Annotated in this window: 16 protein-coding genes; 9 read left to right on the top strand and 7 right to left on the bottom strand. The window is 71.3% G+C overall.

Features of this window, described 5'->3' with window-relative positions:
- Positions 1-240: 240 nt before the first annotated feature.
- Both ACIREI_RS36565 and ACIREI_RS36560 read right to left on the bottom strand, forming a co-directional pair.
- Positions 241-495: a DUF3263 domain-containing protein gene (locus tag ACIREI_RS36565; RefSeq protein WP_403342452.1), complete on the bottom strand. Its 255-nt coding sequence runs from the start codon at positions 493-495 to the stop codon at positions 241-243.
- Positions 496-559: 64 nt separating this feature from the next.
- Entirely contained in the window at positions 560-1,795 is a 1,236-nt protein-coding gene (locus ACIREI_RS36560) for an extracellular solute-binding protein (protein WP_403342449.1), read from the bottom strand.
- A gap of 191 nt (positions 1,796-1,986) precedes the next feature.
- Between ACIREI_RS36560 and ACIREI_RS36555 the strand changes: the two genes are divergently transcribed.
- From ACIREI_RS36555 to ACIREI_RS36545, 3 genes are all read left to right on the top strand, one after another.
- Positions 1,987-2,931: an ROK family protein gene (locus tag ACIREI_RS36555; protein WP_403342447.1), complete on the top strand. Its 945-nt coding sequence runs from the start codon at positions 1,987-1,989 to the stop codon at positions 2,929-2,931.
- Positions 2,932-3,059: 128 nt separating this feature from the next.
- Positions 3,060-4,166: an N-acetylglucosamine-6-phosphate deacetylase gene (nagA, locus tag ACIREI_RS36550; protein ID WP_403342444.1), complete on the top strand. Its 1,107-nt coding sequence runs from the start codon at positions 3,060-3,062 to the stop codon at positions 4,164-4,166.
- Between the two features lie 122 nt (positions 4,167-4,288).
- A complete protein-coding gene (locus ACIREI_RS36545) occupies positions 4,289-5,218 on the top strand; it encodes a 1-phosphofructokinase family hexose kinase (RefSeq protein ID WP_403342441.1) in 930 nt (309 codons plus the stop codon).
- A gap of 3 nt (positions 5,219-5,221) precedes the next feature.
- Here ACIREI_RS36545 and ACIREI_RS36540 read toward each other — a convergent pair whose 3' ends face one another.
- Positions 5,222-6,178 (bottom strand): CBM35 domain-containing protein, encoded by a 957-nt coding sequence (locus ACIREI_RS36540; protein WP_403342439.1) that lies wholly within the window; start codon positions 6,176-6,178, stop codon positions 5,222-5,224.
- 118 nt (positions 6,179-6,296) lie between these two features.
- Entirely contained in the window at positions 6,297-7,952 is a 1,656-nt protein-coding gene (cdgB, locus tag ACIREI_RS36535) for a diguanylate cyclase CdgB (RefSeq protein WP_403342436.1), read from the bottom strand.
- Positions 7,953-8,301: 349 nt separating this feature from the next.
- Here cdgB and ACIREI_RS36530 point away from each other — a divergent pair, with 349 nt between their 5' ends.
- Complete coding sequence (locus tag ACIREI_RS36530; RefSeq protein WP_403342434.1) at positions 8,302-8,901, top strand: flavin reductase family protein; 600 nt, start codon at positions 8,302-8,304, stop codon at positions 8,899-8,901.
- 115 nt (positions 8,902-9,016) lie between these two features.
- Entirely contained in the window at positions 9,017-9,493 is a 477-nt protein-coding gene (locus ACIREI_RS36525; RefSeq protein ID WP_403342431.1) for a GNAT family N-acetyltransferase, read from the top strand.
- Here ACIREI_RS36525 and ACIREI_RS36520 read toward each other — a convergent pair.
- Both ACIREI_RS36520 and arfB read right to left on the bottom strand, forming a co-directional pair.
- Complete coding sequence (locus ACIREI_RS36520) at positions 9,490-10,389, bottom strand: sigma-70 family RNA polymerase sigma factor (protein ID WP_403342429.1); 900 nt, start codon at positions 10,387-10,389, stop codon at positions 9,490-9,492. The two genes, ACIREI_RS36525 and ACIREI_RS36520, sit on opposite strands and share 4 nt — an antisense overlap.
- Positions 10,390-10,687: 298 nt before the next feature.
- Positions 10,688-11,122, bottom strand: coding sequence for an alternative ribosome rescue aminoacyl-tRNA hydrolase ArfB (gene arfB / locus ACIREI_RS36515; protein WP_403342426.1), 435 nt, complete (start codon positions 11,120-11,122; stop codon positions 10,688-10,690).
- A 159-nt stretch (positions 11,123-11,281) separates the two neighbouring features.
- Here arfB and ACIREI_RS36510 point away from each other — a divergent pair, with 159 nt between their 5' ends.
- From ACIREI_RS36510 to ACIREI_RS36500, 3 genes are all read left to right on the top strand, one after another.
- Positions 11,282-11,857 carry a TerD family protein gene (locus ACIREI_RS36510; protein ID WP_403342424.1) on the top strand — a complete coding sequence of 192 codons (576 nt, stop codon included), beginning with the start codon at positions 11,282-11,284 and terminating at the stop codon, positions 11,855-11,857.
- A 102-nt stretch (positions 11,858-11,959) separates the two neighbouring features.
- A complete protein-coding gene (locus ACIREI_RS36505) occupies positions 11,960-12,928 on the top strand; it encodes a GNAT family N-acetyltransferase (RefSeq protein WP_403342422.1) in 969 nt (322 codons plus the stop codon).
- Between the two features lie 6 nt (positions 12,929-12,934).
- Positions 12,935-13,414, top strand: a complete 480-nt coding sequence (locus ACIREI_RS36500; protein ID WP_403342419.1) for a hypothetical protein — start codon at positions 12,935-12,937, stop codon at positions 13,412-13,414.
- Between the two features lie 139 nt (positions 13,415-13,553).
- Here ACIREI_RS36500 and ACIREI_RS36495 read toward each other — a convergent pair whose 3' ends face one another.
- Entirely contained in the window at positions 13,554-14,942 is a 1,389-nt protein-coding gene (locus ACIREI_RS36495) for a M1 family metallopeptidase (protein WP_403342416.1), read from the bottom strand.
- A gap of 41 nt (positions 14,943-14,983) precedes the next feature.
- Here ACIREI_RS36495 and ACIREI_RS36490 point away from each other — a divergent pair, with 41 nt between their 5' ends.
- Positions 14,984-15,484: a hypothetical protein gene (locus ACIREI_RS36490; RefSeq protein ID WP_403342414.1), complete on the top strand. Its 501-nt coding sequence runs from the start codon at positions 14,984-14,986 to the stop codon at positions 15,482-15,484.
- Positions 15,485-15,655: the final 171 nt, after the last annotated feature.

Here is a 15,655-nt window from a genome sequence, read left to right as displayed (position 1 = left end):
CCTATCCAGCGGGGGCCCGCCCCGGGACGGTTCTCGCCCCCGCCGCCCCTACCCATTCCCCTCCCCTGGGGGCTGCGCCCCCAGACCCCCGCCGGACGGGCTGAAATCCAGCACCTCCGGCGTTTGAGGAGCGGGGGTCCAGGGGGCGGAGCCCCCTGGGAGCGGGGTCGAAGGGGCAGAGCCCCTGGGGATGGGACGGGTAGGGGCGGCGGGGGCGAGAAACCGCCCGGCGCGCACCCGTCACCGTTCCGCCCGCCGAGCCTCCCGCACCCGCCGCAACCGATTCACCGTCACCGGATCGTGGGCCAGAGCCCGGGCGTCATCCAGCAGGGCGTTCAGCAGCTGGTAGTAGCGCACGGGCGCCAGCCCGAGCTCCTCACGTATCGCCCGCTCCTTCGCACCGGGCCCCGGAAAACCCCGGCGTTCCAGGGCGAGGATGGCCTGCTCACGCTCCGCGAGGCCGGCGGACTCGGGCGGTGGCGGTTCCTGGCTCATGTCCCGCACAGTAGCCCCGGCCACCGACAACGCCACCACCCCGCCACCGACACCACCGGCGGAGCTACTCGGCACTCTCCGCCCGCGCGGCCGTCGACTGCAACTCCCCCAGAACCACGGACGGACTCCCCCCGGACGCGACCGTCCTGCCGATCCGCTTCTTGATGTCCGCGCTGACCGCGGCCCAGGAGGTCCGTCCGACCGGATACAGCTCGGACAGCGGGAGTTCCTCGAGGAAGGGCTTGAGGTCGGCATCCCGCTTGGCCCCGGTCATCACCGTGGACGCGGAGCTCGTGACGGGCAGCAGATCGTACTCGCGGGAGAAGTCCAGGACGTTCCGCTCGTCGTAGACGAAGTCGAGGAACTCGCCCACCTGCTCGGCATGACCGTTCTGCTTGAAGGCCATCATCCAGTCGGCCACGCCCATGGAGATCTTGGTGGGACCGTCCACCCCGGGCATGGGCACCATGCCGAACTTCACGCCCTTCTTCGCGGCCATCTGCATCAGCGAGGGGTGGCCGTTGAGCATGCCGACGTCCCCGGCCGCGAAGGCCGAGAACGCGTCGGCCCGGTTGAGCTCGCCGGGCGCGACCGGCCCCGTGAGCCCCTTGCCGACCAGGTTGTTCTTGAGCCAGTCGAAGGTGGCGACGTTCTCCGTGGAGTCGATGCTGTACGTGCCGTAGTCGGCGTCGGTGTAACCGCCCCCGCCGCTGAGCAGCCACTGCATCGTCTCGGCCTGTGCCTCCTCGGGCCCGAGCGGCAGCGCGTACGGGTACTTCACGCCCTCCGCCTTGAGCGCCGCGGCGTCGGCGGCCAGCTCCTTCCAGGTGGTCGGCGCGGTGAGGCCGGCCTTCTGGAAGAGGGTCTTGTTGTAGAAGAGCAGCCGCGTGGAGGAGGCGAAGGGTATGCCGTACTGCACCCCGTCGACCTGCCCGGCGTCCGCGAGCTGCGAGACGAGGTCGGCCTGGACGGTGATGGAGAGCAGGTCGTCGGCCGGGTAGAGGAGGTCCTTCGCGGCGTAGTCCGCGTACGCGCCGATCTGCGCCATGTCCGGCGCCTTCCCGGCGTCGACCATCTCCTTGACCTTGGCGTCGACGTCGTTCCAGGAGTACACCGTGACGTCGATCCGCACGCCGGGGTGCTCCTTCTCGTACTCCTTGACGAGTCTGTCCCAGTACTTCTGGGAACTGTTCGCGCCACTGTCCCCGTAGTCCGCGGCGACCAGCTTCAGCGTCACCTCGTCCGAACCACCGGTCAGCCCACAGCCGCCCAGAACCGCGGTCAGGCCCAGCGCGGACACCGCCGCAATCGTCCTCGTACGCCCGGTACGCCCCGTACGCTCCGTACGCTCCGTACGCCTACGCCGCTGCACGCAGAACCGCCCCACACCCATGTTCGAAACTTTCGAAATGTCATACATATTGCCCCCCTAAGGTCTACACCACGTAAGTGGACTAGACCTCTCGTGGGTGCGCAAGACACACTGTCCCCGTGAGACATGTCATCGCCCTCGATGTGGGCGGCACCGGGATGAAGGCCGCCCTGGCACGCGTGAGCGGCGAGCTCCTCCACCAGGCCCGCCGCCCGACCGGGCGCGAGCGCGGGCCGGAGGCTGTCGTCGAGGGCATCCTCGACTTCGCCGCCGAGCTGCGCGCGTACGGCGAACAGCACTTCGGCGAGCCCGCGGCCGCCGTCGGCGTCGCCGTCCCCGGGATCGTCGACGAGGAACAGGGCATCGCCACCTACGCGGCCAACCTGGGCTGGCGGGACGTCCCCCTGCGACAGCTGCTCACCGAACGGCTCGGCGGCCTCCCCGTAGCCCTCGGCCACGACGTGCGCACCGGCGGGCTCGCGGAGGGGCGCATCGGTGCGGGCAAGGGCACCGACCGTTTCCTCTTCGTGCCGCTCGGCACCGGGATCGCCGGCGCCATCGGCATCGACGGCCGGGTGGAGGCGGGGGCGCACGGCTTCGCGGGCGAGATCGGCCACATCGTCGTACGGCCCGGCGGACCCGCCTGTCCGTGCGGGCAGCACGGCTGTCTGGAGCGGTTCGCCTCCGCGGCGGCGGTGAGCGAGGCATGGGCCACCGCCTGCGGGGACCCGGAGGCGGACGCGGCGGACTGCGCGAAGGCCGTCGCATCCGGTGACCCGAACGCCGTACGGGTGTGGCAGGAGGCCGTGGACGCCCTCGCCGACGGCCTGGTCACCGCCCTCACTCTGCTGGACCCACGGATATTGATCATCGGTGGCGGCCTGGCCGAGGCGGGAGAAGTCTTGTTCACACCGCTGCGGGACGCCGTCCGGCGGCGGGTGACTTTCCAACGACTGCCGTCCATCGTCCCCGCGGCCCTGGGCGATACCGCCGGATGTCTAGGTGCGGGCCTCCTGGCCTGGGATCTCCTCGACCGAACCGACCGTACGGAGGTAACTCCCTGATGCCAGCCCACCCAGGGGCGCGGGACAGCGCCGATATGCGGCTCCGCCGCGGGGCGCGACCAGCCCCCCACCACCCGCACCCCGCAACCGGCAATGCGCCCCTCATCCTGTCCGGCGCCACCGCGGTCATGCCCACAGGAACCGTCAAAGACGCCCAAGTGATCGTCGACGGCACCCGAATCACCGGCACAGCCCCAGAAAACGCCCAGGTCATCGACGTCACCGGCCACTACGTGGTCCCCGGCTTCGTGGACATCCACAACCACGGCGGCGGCGGAGCTTCGTTCACTTCAGGCACGCCAGACGACGTGGTCACCGGCATCCACACCCACCGCCTGCACGGAACCACGACCCTCGTCGCCTCCACGGTGACCGGCGACATGGACTTCCTGGCCCAGCGAGCCGGCCTCCTCTCCGAACTGGCCGAGCAGGGCGACATCGCCGGCATCCACTTCGAGGGCCCGTTCATCTCCCCGTGCCGCAAGGGCGCGCACTCCGAGGAACTGCTGCGCGACCCGGATCCGGCGGAGGTCCGCAAGCTGATCGACGCGGCGCGCGGGCACGCCACGATGGTCACCCTCGCCACCGAACTGCCGGGCGGCCTCGACTCCGTACGCCTCCTGGCCGAACACGGCGTCATCGCGGCGATCGGGCACACGGACGCGACGTACGAGCAGACGGTGGAGGCGATCGAGGCGGGCGCGACGGTCGCCACGCACCTGTTCAACGCGATGCCGCCGCTCGGCCATCGCGAGCCGGGCCCGATCGCGGCCCTGCTGGAGGACGAGCGGGTGACCGTCGAGCTGATCAACGACGGTACGCACCTGCACCCGGCGGCGCTGGAGCTGGCCTTCCGTCACGCGGGCGCCGACCGGGTCGCGTTCATCACGGACGCGATGGACGCGGCGGGCTTCGGCGACGGCCGCTACATGCTTGGCCCGCTGGAGGTGGAAGTGGCCGACGGGGTGGCACGCCTCGTCGAAGGCGGCTCGATCGCGGGGTCCACCCTCACCCTCGACCGCGCCTTCAAGCGGGCGGTGACGATCGACCGGCTGCCCGTCGAGGACGCGGTGGCGGCCCTGTCCGCCAACCCCGCCAAGCTGCTCGGCCGCTACGACCGCATCGGCTCCCTGGAGCCCGGCAAGGACGCCGACCTGGTGCTGCTGGACGCCGACTTCGACCTCAAGGGCGTGATGCGCCGCGGCGAATGGGTGGTTGAACCCCAACTGGGGTGATGTGTCCTGCTGTTGAGGGCGGCGGTTGTCCTGGGAGACTGGGAGGGCCGCCGTCCGTTTGGCATGATCAAGCCTCCGTACGGCGAAAGCGTTCTGAATTCCTTCGGGGGAGGTCGGCCCAGGTGATCCTCACGGTCACGCTGAACACCGCTCTCGACATCACCTATCGCGTACGGGCGCTACGGCCCCACGCGTCCCACCGGATCTCCGAGGTGACCGAACGCCCCGGAGGCAAGGGCGTGAACGTGGCCCGCGTCCTCGCGGCACTCGGGCACGAGGTGAAGGTCACCGGCTTCGCGGGCGGCGCGACGGGCCGGGTCGTACAGGAGCGGCTGACGGACACGCCGGGCGTGGTGGACGCGCTGGTCCCGGTGACGGGCGCGACCCGGCGCACGATCGCCGTCGTCGACGAGCGGACCGGCGACACCACCCAGCTCAACGAACCCGGCCCGACGATCTCCCCCGCCGAGTGGTCCGCCTTCCAGGAGGCGTACGAGGATCTCGTCCCGTCGGCATCCGCGGTGGCCCTGTGCGGCAGCCTGCCGCCGGGCGTGCCGGTGGGGGCCTACGCCGGTCTGGTACGGGCCGCACGCGCGGCGGAGGTTCCGGTGCTGCTGGACACCAGCGGCGAGGCGCTGCGCCGGGGCGTCGCCGCCCGCCCGGACATCATCAAGCCCAACGCCGACGAACTGGCCGAACTCACCGGTTCCCACGAGCCACTGCGCGCGACGCAGGACGCCCGCAGGCGGGGCGCCCGAGCGGTCGTCGCCTCCCTCGGCGAGGCGGGTCTGCTGGCCCTGACCCCCGAGGGCCGCTGGCGAGCCACTCCCCCGGCCCGCCTGCGCGGCAATCCGACGGGCGCGGGCGACGCGGCGGTGGCGGGGTTGCTGTCGGGGCTGGTCGAGCGGTTGCCGTGGCAGGACCGACTGGCCCGGGCGGCGGCGCTGAGCGCGGCGAGCGTGGTGGCGCCGGCGGCCGGGGAGTTCGACGAGCGGGCCTACGAGGAGCTGCTGGGGCGGGTGGCGGTGAGTGGGGAGGTCAGCGCGGCCTGACGGCTACGACTCGACCCAGCCCTTCACCAGCCACATCTGGTCCAGGAGGGCGTCGCACTGGTTGCCCTGCTCGCAGGACACCTTGATCGTGTTCGTGCCCTTGTTGAGCTGGATCCAGTTGTACGTCTTCGTCCAGCCCTTCTCGTAGTCGCCCTCAGGGCCGTGCGCGTAGTTCTTGAGGTTGACCGGCGCGGTGGACGGCGTGCCGTTGACCGTCAGGGTGGCGTTGCCGTCCTTGCCGGGAACGCTGAAGCCGACGTAAACCGTGTACTTACCGCCCTTGGGGATCCCGTCCACCTTCCAGGTGACCGAGGAGCCGACCTGGTTGAAGCCGGCCACGTAGACGCCGCCGTCCGCCTGGGCGCCCTTGATGTCGGACGCCGTGGTGGCGCCGCCGGCGAGGGCCAGCGCCTTGGCGTCGATCGTCGGCAGGTCGTCCTCCGCCGCCTGGCTGTTGCTGTTCGACGGGCTCGGCGCGCTGCTCTGCTGGGACTGCGTCGGCGTCGAGCCGGCCTCGTTGCCCTTGTCGTCCTGGTCGCCGTCGCCGCCCAGCATCGCCACACCGATGCCGATGACGACCGCCGCGACCACAGCGATCGCGCCGATCAGCAGGCCCTTGGTGTTGGGGCCACCGCCGCGGCCGGAGCCGCTGCCGCCGCTGTACGCCGGCTGCTGCTGGGCCGTCGGCGCCCCGCCGGGGTGCGTCTCCGGCGCCGCGTAGTGCGCGTTCGGCTGGCCGTACGCGCCCTGCTGCTGAGGTATCTGGCCGTAGGCCGACGTCGGCTGCTGCTGGCCGTACTGGCGCTGCCCGACCGCTCGCACCCGGTTGACGGAGCCCGGGTAGCCGTACCCACCGCCGCCGGACGGCGGCTGGGCGCCGTTGGCCTGCCCGTCGGCGTAGAGGTAGCCGAACGGGTCGTCGTCCTCGGGCGTAGTGGCGCCGTTGTTGCCGGACGTCATCCCTTGGGTCTCCTCACCAGGTGCGGGCGGATGCGATAGGTCTGAAGAATGGCGAGCCTACCCGCTCCTGCCGGCCCAAACGGGTGACTCAGATCGCATCAGCTCGCTGACCTGGGAGTTACCCGGCGCGTCTGTGCTGTTTGGGACGAGATCGTTTCTCTACGTACATCCGCTCGTCAGCGGACTTCAACACTTCGTCCGCAGTCATCCCGCAGTGTGCCCACCCGATGCCGAAGCTGGCACCGACGCGGACCGCGCGCCCCTCCGCCCGGATGGGCTGGATGATCTCGTTGCGCAGGCGTACGGCGAGGTCCTGGGCGTCGGCCCGGCCGAGGCCGTCGGCGAGGATCACGAACTCGTCGCCGCCGAGCCGGGCGACGGTGTCGCCGTCGCGGACCCCGCGCGTCAGCCGCCGGGCCACCTCGATGAGAACCGCGTCACCCGCGTTGTGCCCGAACCGGTCGTTGATCGACTTGAAGCCGTCGAGGTCGCAGAAGAGGACCGCGAGCCCCTTGGCGCCGTCGTCGCGCCCGCCCTCGACCGGGGCGACGGTGTGCTCGTGATGGTCGTAGGCGTCGTACACCGCCGCGCCGGGGAAGTCGAAGCCGTGGCCGTTGGCGTCGTAGACGGCGGGGTGGCCGTAGGCCGCGTCCGTGGATTCCAGGGCACCCACGTGGGTGGGCCGCTCGCACAGGCGCGCGGAGAGGCGGGAGCGCAGCTCGGCGGAGTTCGGCAGGCCGGTGAGGGAGTCGTGGGAGGCGCGGTGGGCGAGCTGGAGCTCGCGGCGCTTGCGCTCCTCGATGTCCTCGACGTGGGTGAGCAGGAAGCGGGGGCCGTCGGCGGCGTCGGCGACGACGGAGTTGCGCAGCGAGACCCAGACGTAGGTGCCGTCGCGGCGGCCGAGGCGCAGTTCCGCGCGGCCGCCCTCCGCCGACGTACGCAGCAGGGTGCCGATGTCCTCGGGGTGGACGAGGTCGGAGAAGGAGTAGCGGCGCATCGCGGAGGCGGGGCGGCCGAGGAGGCGGCACAGGGCGTCGTTGGTGCGCAGGATCCGGCCGTGCTGGTCGCCGCCCATCTCGGCGATGGCCATGCCGGAGGGGGCGTACTCGAAGGCCTGCCGGAAGCTTTCCTCGCTCGCCCGCAGGGCCTGCTGCTCGCGCTCGAGGCGGACCAGTGCCCGCTGCATATTCGCGCGTAGACGTGCGTTGCTGATGGCGATGGCGGCCTGGAACGCGTACATCTGGAGCGCCTCGCGCCCCCACGCGCCCGGCAGCCGGCCGTTGCGCGGCCGGTCCACGGACAGGACCCCGATCAGCTCGCCGCAGGCGCTGCCCTGCACGCCCGGTGTGTACATCGGCGCGAAGAGCCGGTCCGAGGGGTGCCACTCGTCCTCGAAGCGGGGTGCGGGGCCGTCGGTGTACCACTGCGGTACGTCGTCGTCGTCGAGTATCCAGCCCTCGGTGTGCGGGATGAAGACCAGGTCGCCCCAGCGCTCCCCCATGGCGAGCCGGCGGTCCCAGGACTCGCGGGAGCCGACGCGGCCGGTGATGAGGGCCTCGGCGGCGGGGTTGCCGGAGAAGGCGGCGACGACGAGATCGCCGTCGGGGCGCACGAGGTTGACACACGCCAGCTCGTAGCCGAGGCCGGCGACGACGCCGTCGGCGACGGTCTGCAGCGTGTCCGCCAGGCTGCGGGCGGTGTTCATGTCCGCCATGACCTGGTGCACTTGGCGCAAGGTCGCAAGACGGACGTACGGCTCCGACTCGGTCTCCATGCTCGCCCTCCCCCCGAGACCTCGCAGCGAATCAAGGGTGCTCTTCGGCGCTTCTTAATCGATCGTGCCCTTGCAGCTTCCCCGCCACTGAATCACAGCGCGCTCCCCACTCGGTACACAGGGTCAACAATTAATGCCCCTTGTGACTCAAGTCACAGGGAAACGTGAACAATTGAGCGGCGTTTCTGCGTTTTTCCTGTGTGTTTACTGAACGCAAACTTTGTGTGCGTGTGGAGATGCCACCAAACGGTTCTGAACAGGCGCGTCGGCTCTCCGCCCGTAGTCCTAGGTCCGTTCTCGGGCGCATGGCCGATGTGGCGTGTGCGGGACCGACATTAGCGTTTTCGGCGTGCCGAACACTTCTCCCCCCGCGCCGCCCGTGACCGCCGTCCTCCCCGCCGCCCGGAGCGCTTCCGGGCATGCTGAGGGAGTGAGCAACGACGAGTTCCGTGCCGCCATGTCGCGGCTGGCCGCGGGTGTGGTCCTGGTGACCGCCCTTGAGCCGCCGCTGGACCCGGACGACCCGCACGCGCCGGTCGGCGAGGACGTCGGCATGACGGCGACGGCTTTCATGTCGGTGTCCTTGGACCCGCCATTGGTGCTGGTCAGCCTGCGTGAGGGCTCCCGTATGGACGACCTGCTCGCCGAGCAGCCCCTGTGGGCGGTCTCGGTCCTCGCCGAGAGCCAGCGCCACATCGCCGGCCGCTTCGCCATGAAGGGCCGCGTCAGCGACCGGCTGCTGTTCGCCGACATCCCGTACAGCCGCGGCAAGGAGAGCGGCGCCCCCTTGGTGGGCGGTGCCCTGGCCACCCTGGAGTGCCGCACCGAGCAACGGGTGACGGCCGGCGACCACACCCTCGTGATCGGCCGCGTCCTGTCGGCCTCGCTGCCGAGTTCGGACGGGGGGCCGCTGACGTATTTCCGGGGGCGGTACCGGCAGTTGGGGTGAACTCCACGGTCGAGGGCGGGGGACGGGAAGGGGGGAAGGGCGGGAAGGGCGGGAAGGGGGAAGGTCGGGAACAATTCCCTGGCCCCCGGCTGATCATCCGCCATAGCGTGCCGGGATGACGTCACCCACTTCAGCGCCCCGGCTCGAAAAGATCACACCCGGAAACTTCGAGGCCGCCACCGGCATAAGAGTCCGGCCCGACCAGGAACACGCGGTCTCCCCCGTCATGCAGTCCCTCGCCGAGGCATACGTCCACCCCGCGGGCGTCGCCTGGCCACGCCTGATCGTCGACGGCGACCGTCCTGTCGGGTTCCTGATGGCGTTCCTCGACATCGACTGGCGTGGCGACGGCACCGTGTTCCGTTCCGGACTGTGGCGGCTGAACATCGCCGCCGAGGAGCAGGGCCGCGGCTACGGACGGTTCGCGGTCGAGTCCGTGGCCGCGGAGATCCGCCGCAGGGGCGGCGAGCACCTCTACGTCACCTGGCACCCCGGGCCCGACGGTCCGGAGGGCTTCTACCTCGGGCTGGGCTTCCGGCCCAACGGGGAGACGTCCGAGGGCGAGACGGTGGGCGTGCTGGAGCTCGGCTAGATCAGCGCCACGTCGAGCCGGGACACGCGCTCGGCGTCCGTCACGATGTCGATCGCGGCGATCCGATCCCGTACGAACGCAAACTTGAAGGCCCGCTCCACCTTGTCCTCGGCGAGCACCACGAAGCCCACGGCGCCGTCGACCAGCGCGGGCCGCCCGACACCGGCGAGGGGGCCGAACGTCGCCGCGCCCCGCGCCACCGCCGCCGCGCCCGTGGCCACGCCGATCTCGGTGCGGGCGACGACGTCCGGGTCCAGGACGTCGAGCAGCCCCTCGAAGTCACCGTCCCGCGCGGCGGCGAGGAAGGCGTCCACGACCTGGCGCTGCCTGGCGCGGTCGGTCTCGGGCACGTCCGCTCCCCGCACCCTGCGCCGGGCGCGGCTGGCCAGCTGCCGGGCGGCGGCCGGCGTGCGGTCGACGACGGCCGCGACCTCCTCGTACGACACCCCGAACAGGTCGTGCAGTACGAACGCCAGCCGCTCGGCAGGTGTCAGGGCGTCCAGGACGACGAGCAGGGCCACGCCCACCGAGTCGGCGAGGAGCGCGTCCTGCTCGGGGTCGGTCGCGGGGGTGGGCGTGAAGGCGGACGCGAAGGCGGTGGGGGTCGCCGCGATGGCGGGAGCGGGTGCCGTTGTGTCCAGGGGTTGTTCCGCGCGGGACTTGCGGGAGCGCAGCATGTCCAGGCAGACGCGGCCGACGACGGTCGTCAGCCAGCCGCCGAGGTTGTCGACACGGGTGGTGTCGGAGCGGCTCACCCGGAACCACGCCTCCTGCACCGCGTCGTCGGCCTCCGTGGCCGAGCCGAGCATGCGGTGGGCTACGGCGCGCAGGCGGGCGCGGTGCGCCTCGAAGCGCTGGGCGAGGAAGTCGGGGTCGTTGGTGTCTCCGGCGCTCATGTCTCGCAGCCTCTCGTCGCGGTCCGTCGTCAGTGGGATGACGGATCGGGAGGCGCGGGTGTGACGGGTGCCTCCGGCGGTTGGGCCGGGGGTGCCTGCGGCGGCCTGTTGGTGTTCGGTGGGGGTTCGCGTAGCGCCTTGGGTTGCGTTGTGGGTCGGGGCCGGGCCGGGGGGTGTCCGTCCTCGGTCGGGCGGTGGGCGTCGGGCTGGAGGTGCTGTTTCTTGACGCCCGACTCTGCGGGCGGACACCCCCCGGCCCGTCCCCTTGCCGCCGTACGCGGGTGCAGGTGCGTAGGGTCTACCAGTCTCGGCCCGATCTGCCCCGCTTGGTCTGGGCGCGCTGCTTCTTCTCCCTCAGGCGGCGTTCGTTGATGCCTCGGGGGATGCGGGTCGGCTTGCGGGGCTTGGGGGGTGGGGCCGTTGCCTCGGCCAGGAGCGCGGCGAGGCGTACGGCGGCGGTCTCGCGGTTGCGCCACTGGGAGCGGTGCTCGGAGGCGCGGACGGTGATGACGCCGTCGACCAGGCGGGACGCCAGCCGCTGCAGCGCCCGCTGCTTCCACACCTCGGGCAGCGCCTCGGTCTTCGCCAGGTCGAAACGCAGCTCGACCTGCGAGTCACTGGTGTTGACGTGCTGGCCGCCCGGGCCGCTGGAGCGCGAGAAACGCCACATGAGCTCGGCCTCGGGGAGGGAGACGGAGCCGCGGATGACGTAGGGACCAGACATGTCGTCCATGTTCCCTGTCCTGTCCGGTCCACGTCACGCGAATATCCCCTACGGGTGCTCTTTGGCAAAGAAAGTAAAGACACCTGGAACTTGAGGTACCCCTCTCCGCGTTCATAGGGGTAGCTGTAGCTTCTAGCCGTACCGCAACGAGGGAAGGGACTCCCAACAATGGCTGTAAGCCTGTCCAAGGGTGGCAACGTCTCGCTCACCAAGGAGGCTCCGGGCCTGACCGCCGTCACCGTGGGCCTCGGCTGGGACGTCCGCACCACCACCGGCACGGACTTCGACCTCGACGCCTCCGCGATCGCCGTGAACACGCAGGGCAAGGTCTACTCGGACGCCCACTTCGTGTTCTTCAACAACAAGCAGACCCCGGACAGCACCATCGTCCACACCGGTGACAACCGCACCGGCGAGGGCGCGGGCGACGACGAGGCGATCAACGTCAACCTGGCCGGCCTCCCGGCCGACGTCGACAAGATCGTCTTCCCGGTCTCGATCTACGACGCGGAGAACCGCTCGCAGAACTTCGGCCAGGTCCGCAACGCCTACATCCGCATCATCAACCAGGCCGGCGGCGCCGAGATCGCCCGCTACGACCTCTCCGAGGACGCGGCCACCGAGACCGCCATGGTCTTCGGCGAGCTCTACCGCAACGGCGCCGAGTGGAAGTTCCGCGCGGTCGGCCAGGGTTACGCCTCGGGCCTGGTGGGCATCGCGCAGGACTTCGGCGTGAACGTCTGACGGACGCCACGCTGAGCCGGAGCCCCTTGCCGCGGTACGCCGCGGCCGGGGGCTCCCCGCGTCGGGGGGCTTGGCGCTCGGGCCGTTGGATAGGTTGCCCGAATGATCCTCGACCCCCTCCCCCGCATATCCGGCCATGACATCCCGGGCCCGCTCCTCACCGAACTCACCGCGCTCTACGCCTCCAACCGCGACTTCCACGCGCTCAGCGGTGACTTCCCGGACCCGGACGACATCCGCCCGGAGCAGGTGGCGGCCGCGCTGGCCGAGGAACTGCGGGTTCCCGGGGCCGAGGTGCTGCTCGCACGCAGCTCCGGACAGCTGGCCGGGATCGTGATCACGCTGGCCCGGCATCCGGACCCGTCCGACCCGGACCCCTGGATCGGACTCCTGATGGTGGACGCGGGCGCGCGACGCCAGGGGTACGGACGCCGGTTGGCCTCACTCGTCGAGGAGCGCTTCCGCGCGGCGAACCGCACCGCCGTACGCCTCGCCGTCCTCGACAACAACCCCGACGCCCTCGCCTTCTGGACGGCCCTCGGCTACGAGACCATCGGCTACGGAAGAGACCGCCAACTCGACCGCCCCTGCACGGTCCTGCGCAAGCAGCTGTCCAGTTCCCCCCGCACCCCGCGCCGAGCCGCCCGCGTGGCCGTACTCGACCCGGAGGGCTCGGTCCTCCTCTTCCGGTACGACAACGTCGAGGTCGGCGTGCACTGGGCCCTCCCCGGCGGCGGCCTGGAGGCCGAAGAGACGCCCCGCGAGGGCGCCCTGCGCGAACTGCGCGAGGAGACCGGCTGGACGGACCTGGAACCGGGCCCCCTGCTGTGCACCTGGGAGCACGACTTCACGCACGCCTCCGTTCCCGTCCGCCAGCACGAGCACATCTACGTCACCCAGGGTCCCCACCGCGCCCCGACCGGCCCCGGCCTCCCCGCGGCCCACGCCGCCGACGGCATCCTCAGCTGGCGCTGGTGGACCCGGAAGGAGCTGGCGGAAACCCCCGAGCCGGTGTGGCCACCGGATCTGGCCCGGCTGCTGGACACGTGGGACGAGGGCAAGAGGGCCTGAACCGGCATGGACTGGACGACCCTCGCCGGCACCGCCCTGGGCGCCCTCGTCGGCGTCGGCTCGACGCTGCTCGCGGACCGGTCCCGCTGGCGCCGCGACCTGTCCGACCGGACCCGGCAGGAACGCAAACAGATCTACGTGACCGTCCTGACCAAGTACCGGCTGGCCTACGAGGGCATGCACGCGGCGGCCGTCACCGGTCGCGACCGGGCGGACGGGGCCCGGGAGACGGCCGCGGCGGTACGGGAGGCGTTCCGGGCGTCGGGCTGCGACGAGGCCCGTGAGACCGCCCTGATCTGCGCGCCGCAGGAGATGTCGGACGTACTCGAGAAGGTCTACGCGACCCTGCGGGACCTCCAGGACGTGTTCGCGGCGGGTGATCCACCGCTCGACTCCCCGGAGTTGCAGGAGCGGCGCCTCCAGCACGCCGAGGCGGTATGGGCGGCGCGTGCGGCGATGCGACGGGATCTGGAGCGGGCGGCCTGACGGCCTGACCGGGCGGACTGACCTGGTGGTGGGACGGTCGGCCTGACTGGGGGCGGGCGGACAGCCGGGCTCAGTGGCGGAACGGACGGCCTGACTGGGGGGCGGGACGGTCGGCCGGGCTCAGTGGCGGGAGCCCCCCTCAGGGGTGGTCGGGTTTTCCGTCCCCGTACAGCCAGTCCTCCCAGATGGGGGTGAAGTCCTCGTCCGGCGCCTTCTTCTCGACGTAGGCCGTGAAGTCGTCGGTGTCCGCGTTGCCGTGCCGGTGGTCGGCCGCCCAGCCCTGGACGATGTCGTAGAAGGCGTCGTCGCCGACGGTCTGGCGGATCTTGTGGAGGACCATCGCGCCGCGCTGGTAGACGGGGGAGTCGGAGATGTGCGCGGCGCTCGTCGGCTCGGCGGGCGGGAAGTCCCAGAGGTCCTCGTAGTCGTCCTCGCCGTGGTCGTACCGGGCGTCGAAGGTCTCCTGCGCGCTGTCGCCGCCGTCGTCCTCCCGCCACAGCCACTCCGCGTACGTCGCGAAGCTCTCGTTGAGCCACATGTCCCGCCAGCTCTTCGGTGTCACGGAGTTGCCGAACCACTGGTGGGCGAGCTCGTGGACGAGCAGTTCGGTGTCGGGGGCGCCGGGGAAGACGGGCCGGTTCTGGGTCTCCAGGGCGTAGTCGGCGGCGTCCGCGTCGGCGACGATCGCGCCGGTGGAGGAGAAGGGGTACGGGCCGAAGTTCTCCTCCGCCCACTCCATGATCTCGGGGAGCCGGGCGAGCACCTCGCGGCTGTCGTCGGCCTGCCCCGGGTCGACGGCGACGTACACGGGCAGGCCGCTGCCGGTGGTGGAGCGGCTGATCCTGTAGTCGCCGATGGCGAGCGTGGCGACGTAGCTCGCCATGGGTTCGGAGGTGTGCCAACGGAACGTCGTTCGACCGCCGCTGGTCCTCCGGTTCACCAACTCCCCGTTGGAGACGGCCTCCAGGCCCTCCGGCACGGTCACGTCGATGTCGTACGACGCCTTGTCGGACGGGTGGTGATTGCCGGGGAACCACGCCATGGATCCGGTCGGCTCCCCGAGGGCGAGCGCGCCGTCGGCGGTGGGGAGCCAGCCTTCCGCGGAGTCGTCGGGGTCGGTGACGGTCTCGGGGGTGCCGGAGTAGCGGACGGTGAGCCGGAAGGTCTCGCCCTTGTCGAGCTCGTCGCGCGGACGGACGACGAGCTCCTGGCCGTTACGGCTCCAGCGAGCGCGTTCGCCCTCCACGCCGACCCGCTCGACGTCCAGGCCCTTCAGATCGAGGTCGAAGGCGGAGAGGTCCTGGGTGGCGCGTGCGGTGATCTCCGCCGTGCCGGTGAGGTGGCGGTCGTCGGGGTCGTAGGCGAGGTCGAGGGCGTAGTGGGTGATGTCGTAGCCGCCGTTGCCGGCCTTGGGGAAGTACGGGTCGCGCACGCCGGAACCGCCGGGGGTGCCCTGGACGCCGCCGCACGCGGTGAGAACGAGCAGGGCGGAGGTGACGGTCAGGGCAACGGGCACGAAACGGGACACGCCGGTGATCCTATGAGTTCGGGCGTGACACCATCCCCTACGTGCTCGACATCGGCTACGCCCTCTCCAACCGTTTCCCGGATCCCCCGCAGACGGACTACCGCCGCGCGGACGTCCGCGCCCTGCGCCACGACCTGTTCTGCGGCGACGTCTACCTCGCCGACACCAAGGCGGACCGGGAGTTGTCCACAGCCTGGGGATGGGTGCCGGTGCTCGATTTCGCCTGGGCCCTGTGCGACATCGTCGAGCAGCTGGACCAGGACCCGGCCGGCTCCCGCGCCTCCCGGCCGCAACACGCGGAACTGGACTTCACCGAGTCCACGGACCGCATGCTCTTCGAGCGCCGCTTCGGCTGGGTGGACATCGAGTCGGACTGGATGCCGGCGGAGGAGCCCCCGCTGACCTTCTCGCACACCGAGCTGCGCCGCGAGGCCCGCGACTTCCTGCACGACCTGATCGCCGACCTCATCGACCTGCACGAGGACCTGGCCGAGAACCCGGCCATCTGGACACTCCAGGCTCGGTTTCCGCGGGTGGGGTGACCCGGTGGTGCGCCCGGGTGGGGTGCCGGGCGGGATGACCCGAGCGGGGCCCCCGGGTGGAGTGCCGGGCGGAGTGACCCGAGCGGGGCCCCCGGGTGGAGTGCCGGGCGGAGTGACCCGAGCGGGGCCCCCGGGTGGAGTGCCGGGCGGAGTGACCCGAGCGGGGCCCCC

This window comes from Streptomyces sp. NPDC093591 (assembly GCF_044764885.1).
In the GTDB taxonomy this organism is placed as follows: domain Bacteria; phylum Actinomycetota; class Actinomycetes; order Streptomycetales; family Streptomycetaceae; genus Streptomyces.
Note: the sequence above shows the minus strand (reverse complement) of the source record. Positions and strands in the feature narration are given on the sequence as shown.

What these genes read in the sequence shown, in the direction of transcription:
- ACIREI_RS36565 (WP_403342452.1), bottom strand. Translation starts at nt 495, where the DNA reads ATGAGCCAGGAACCGCCACCGCCCGAGTCCGCCGGCCTCGCGGAGCGT.
- nagA (WP_403342444.1), top strand. Translation starts at nt 3,060, where the DNA reads ATGCCCACAGGAACCGTCAAAGACGCCCAAGTGATCGTCGACGGCACC.
- ACIREI_RS36540 (WP_403342439.1), bottom strand. Translation starts at nt 6,178, where the DNA reads ATGACGTCCGGCAACAACGGCGCCACTACGCCCGAGGACGACGACCCG.
- cdgB (WP_403342436.1), bottom strand. Translation starts at nt 7,952, where the DNA reads ATGGAGACCGAGTCGGAGCCGTACGTCCGTCTTGCGACCTTGCGCCAA.
- ACIREI_RS36525 (WP_403342431.1), top strand. Translation starts at nt 9,017, where the DNA reads ATGACGTCACCCACTTCAGCGCCCCGGCTCGAAAAGATCACACCCGGA.
- ACIREI_RS36520 (WP_403342429.1), bottom strand. Translation starts at nt 10,389, where the DNA reads ATGAGCGCCGGAGACACCAACGACCCCGACTTCCTCGCCCAGCGCTTC.
- arfB (WP_403342426.1), bottom strand. Translation starts at nt 11,122, where the DNA reads ATGGACGACATGTCTGGTCCCTACGTCATCCGCGGCTCCGTCTCCCTC.
- ACIREI_RS36510 (WP_403342424.1), top strand. Translation starts at nt 11,282, where the DNA reads ATGGCTGTAAGCCTGTCCAAGGGTGGCAACGTCTCGCTCACCAAGGAG.
- ACIREI_RS36505 (WP_403342422.1), top strand. Translation starts at nt 11,960, where the DNA reads ATGATCCTCGACCCCCTCCCCCGCATATCCGGCCATGACATCCCGGGC.
- ACIREI_RS36500 (WP_403342419.1), top strand. Translation starts at nt 12,935, where the DNA reads ATGGACTGGACGACCCTCGCCGGCACCGCCCTGGGCGCCCTCGTCGGC.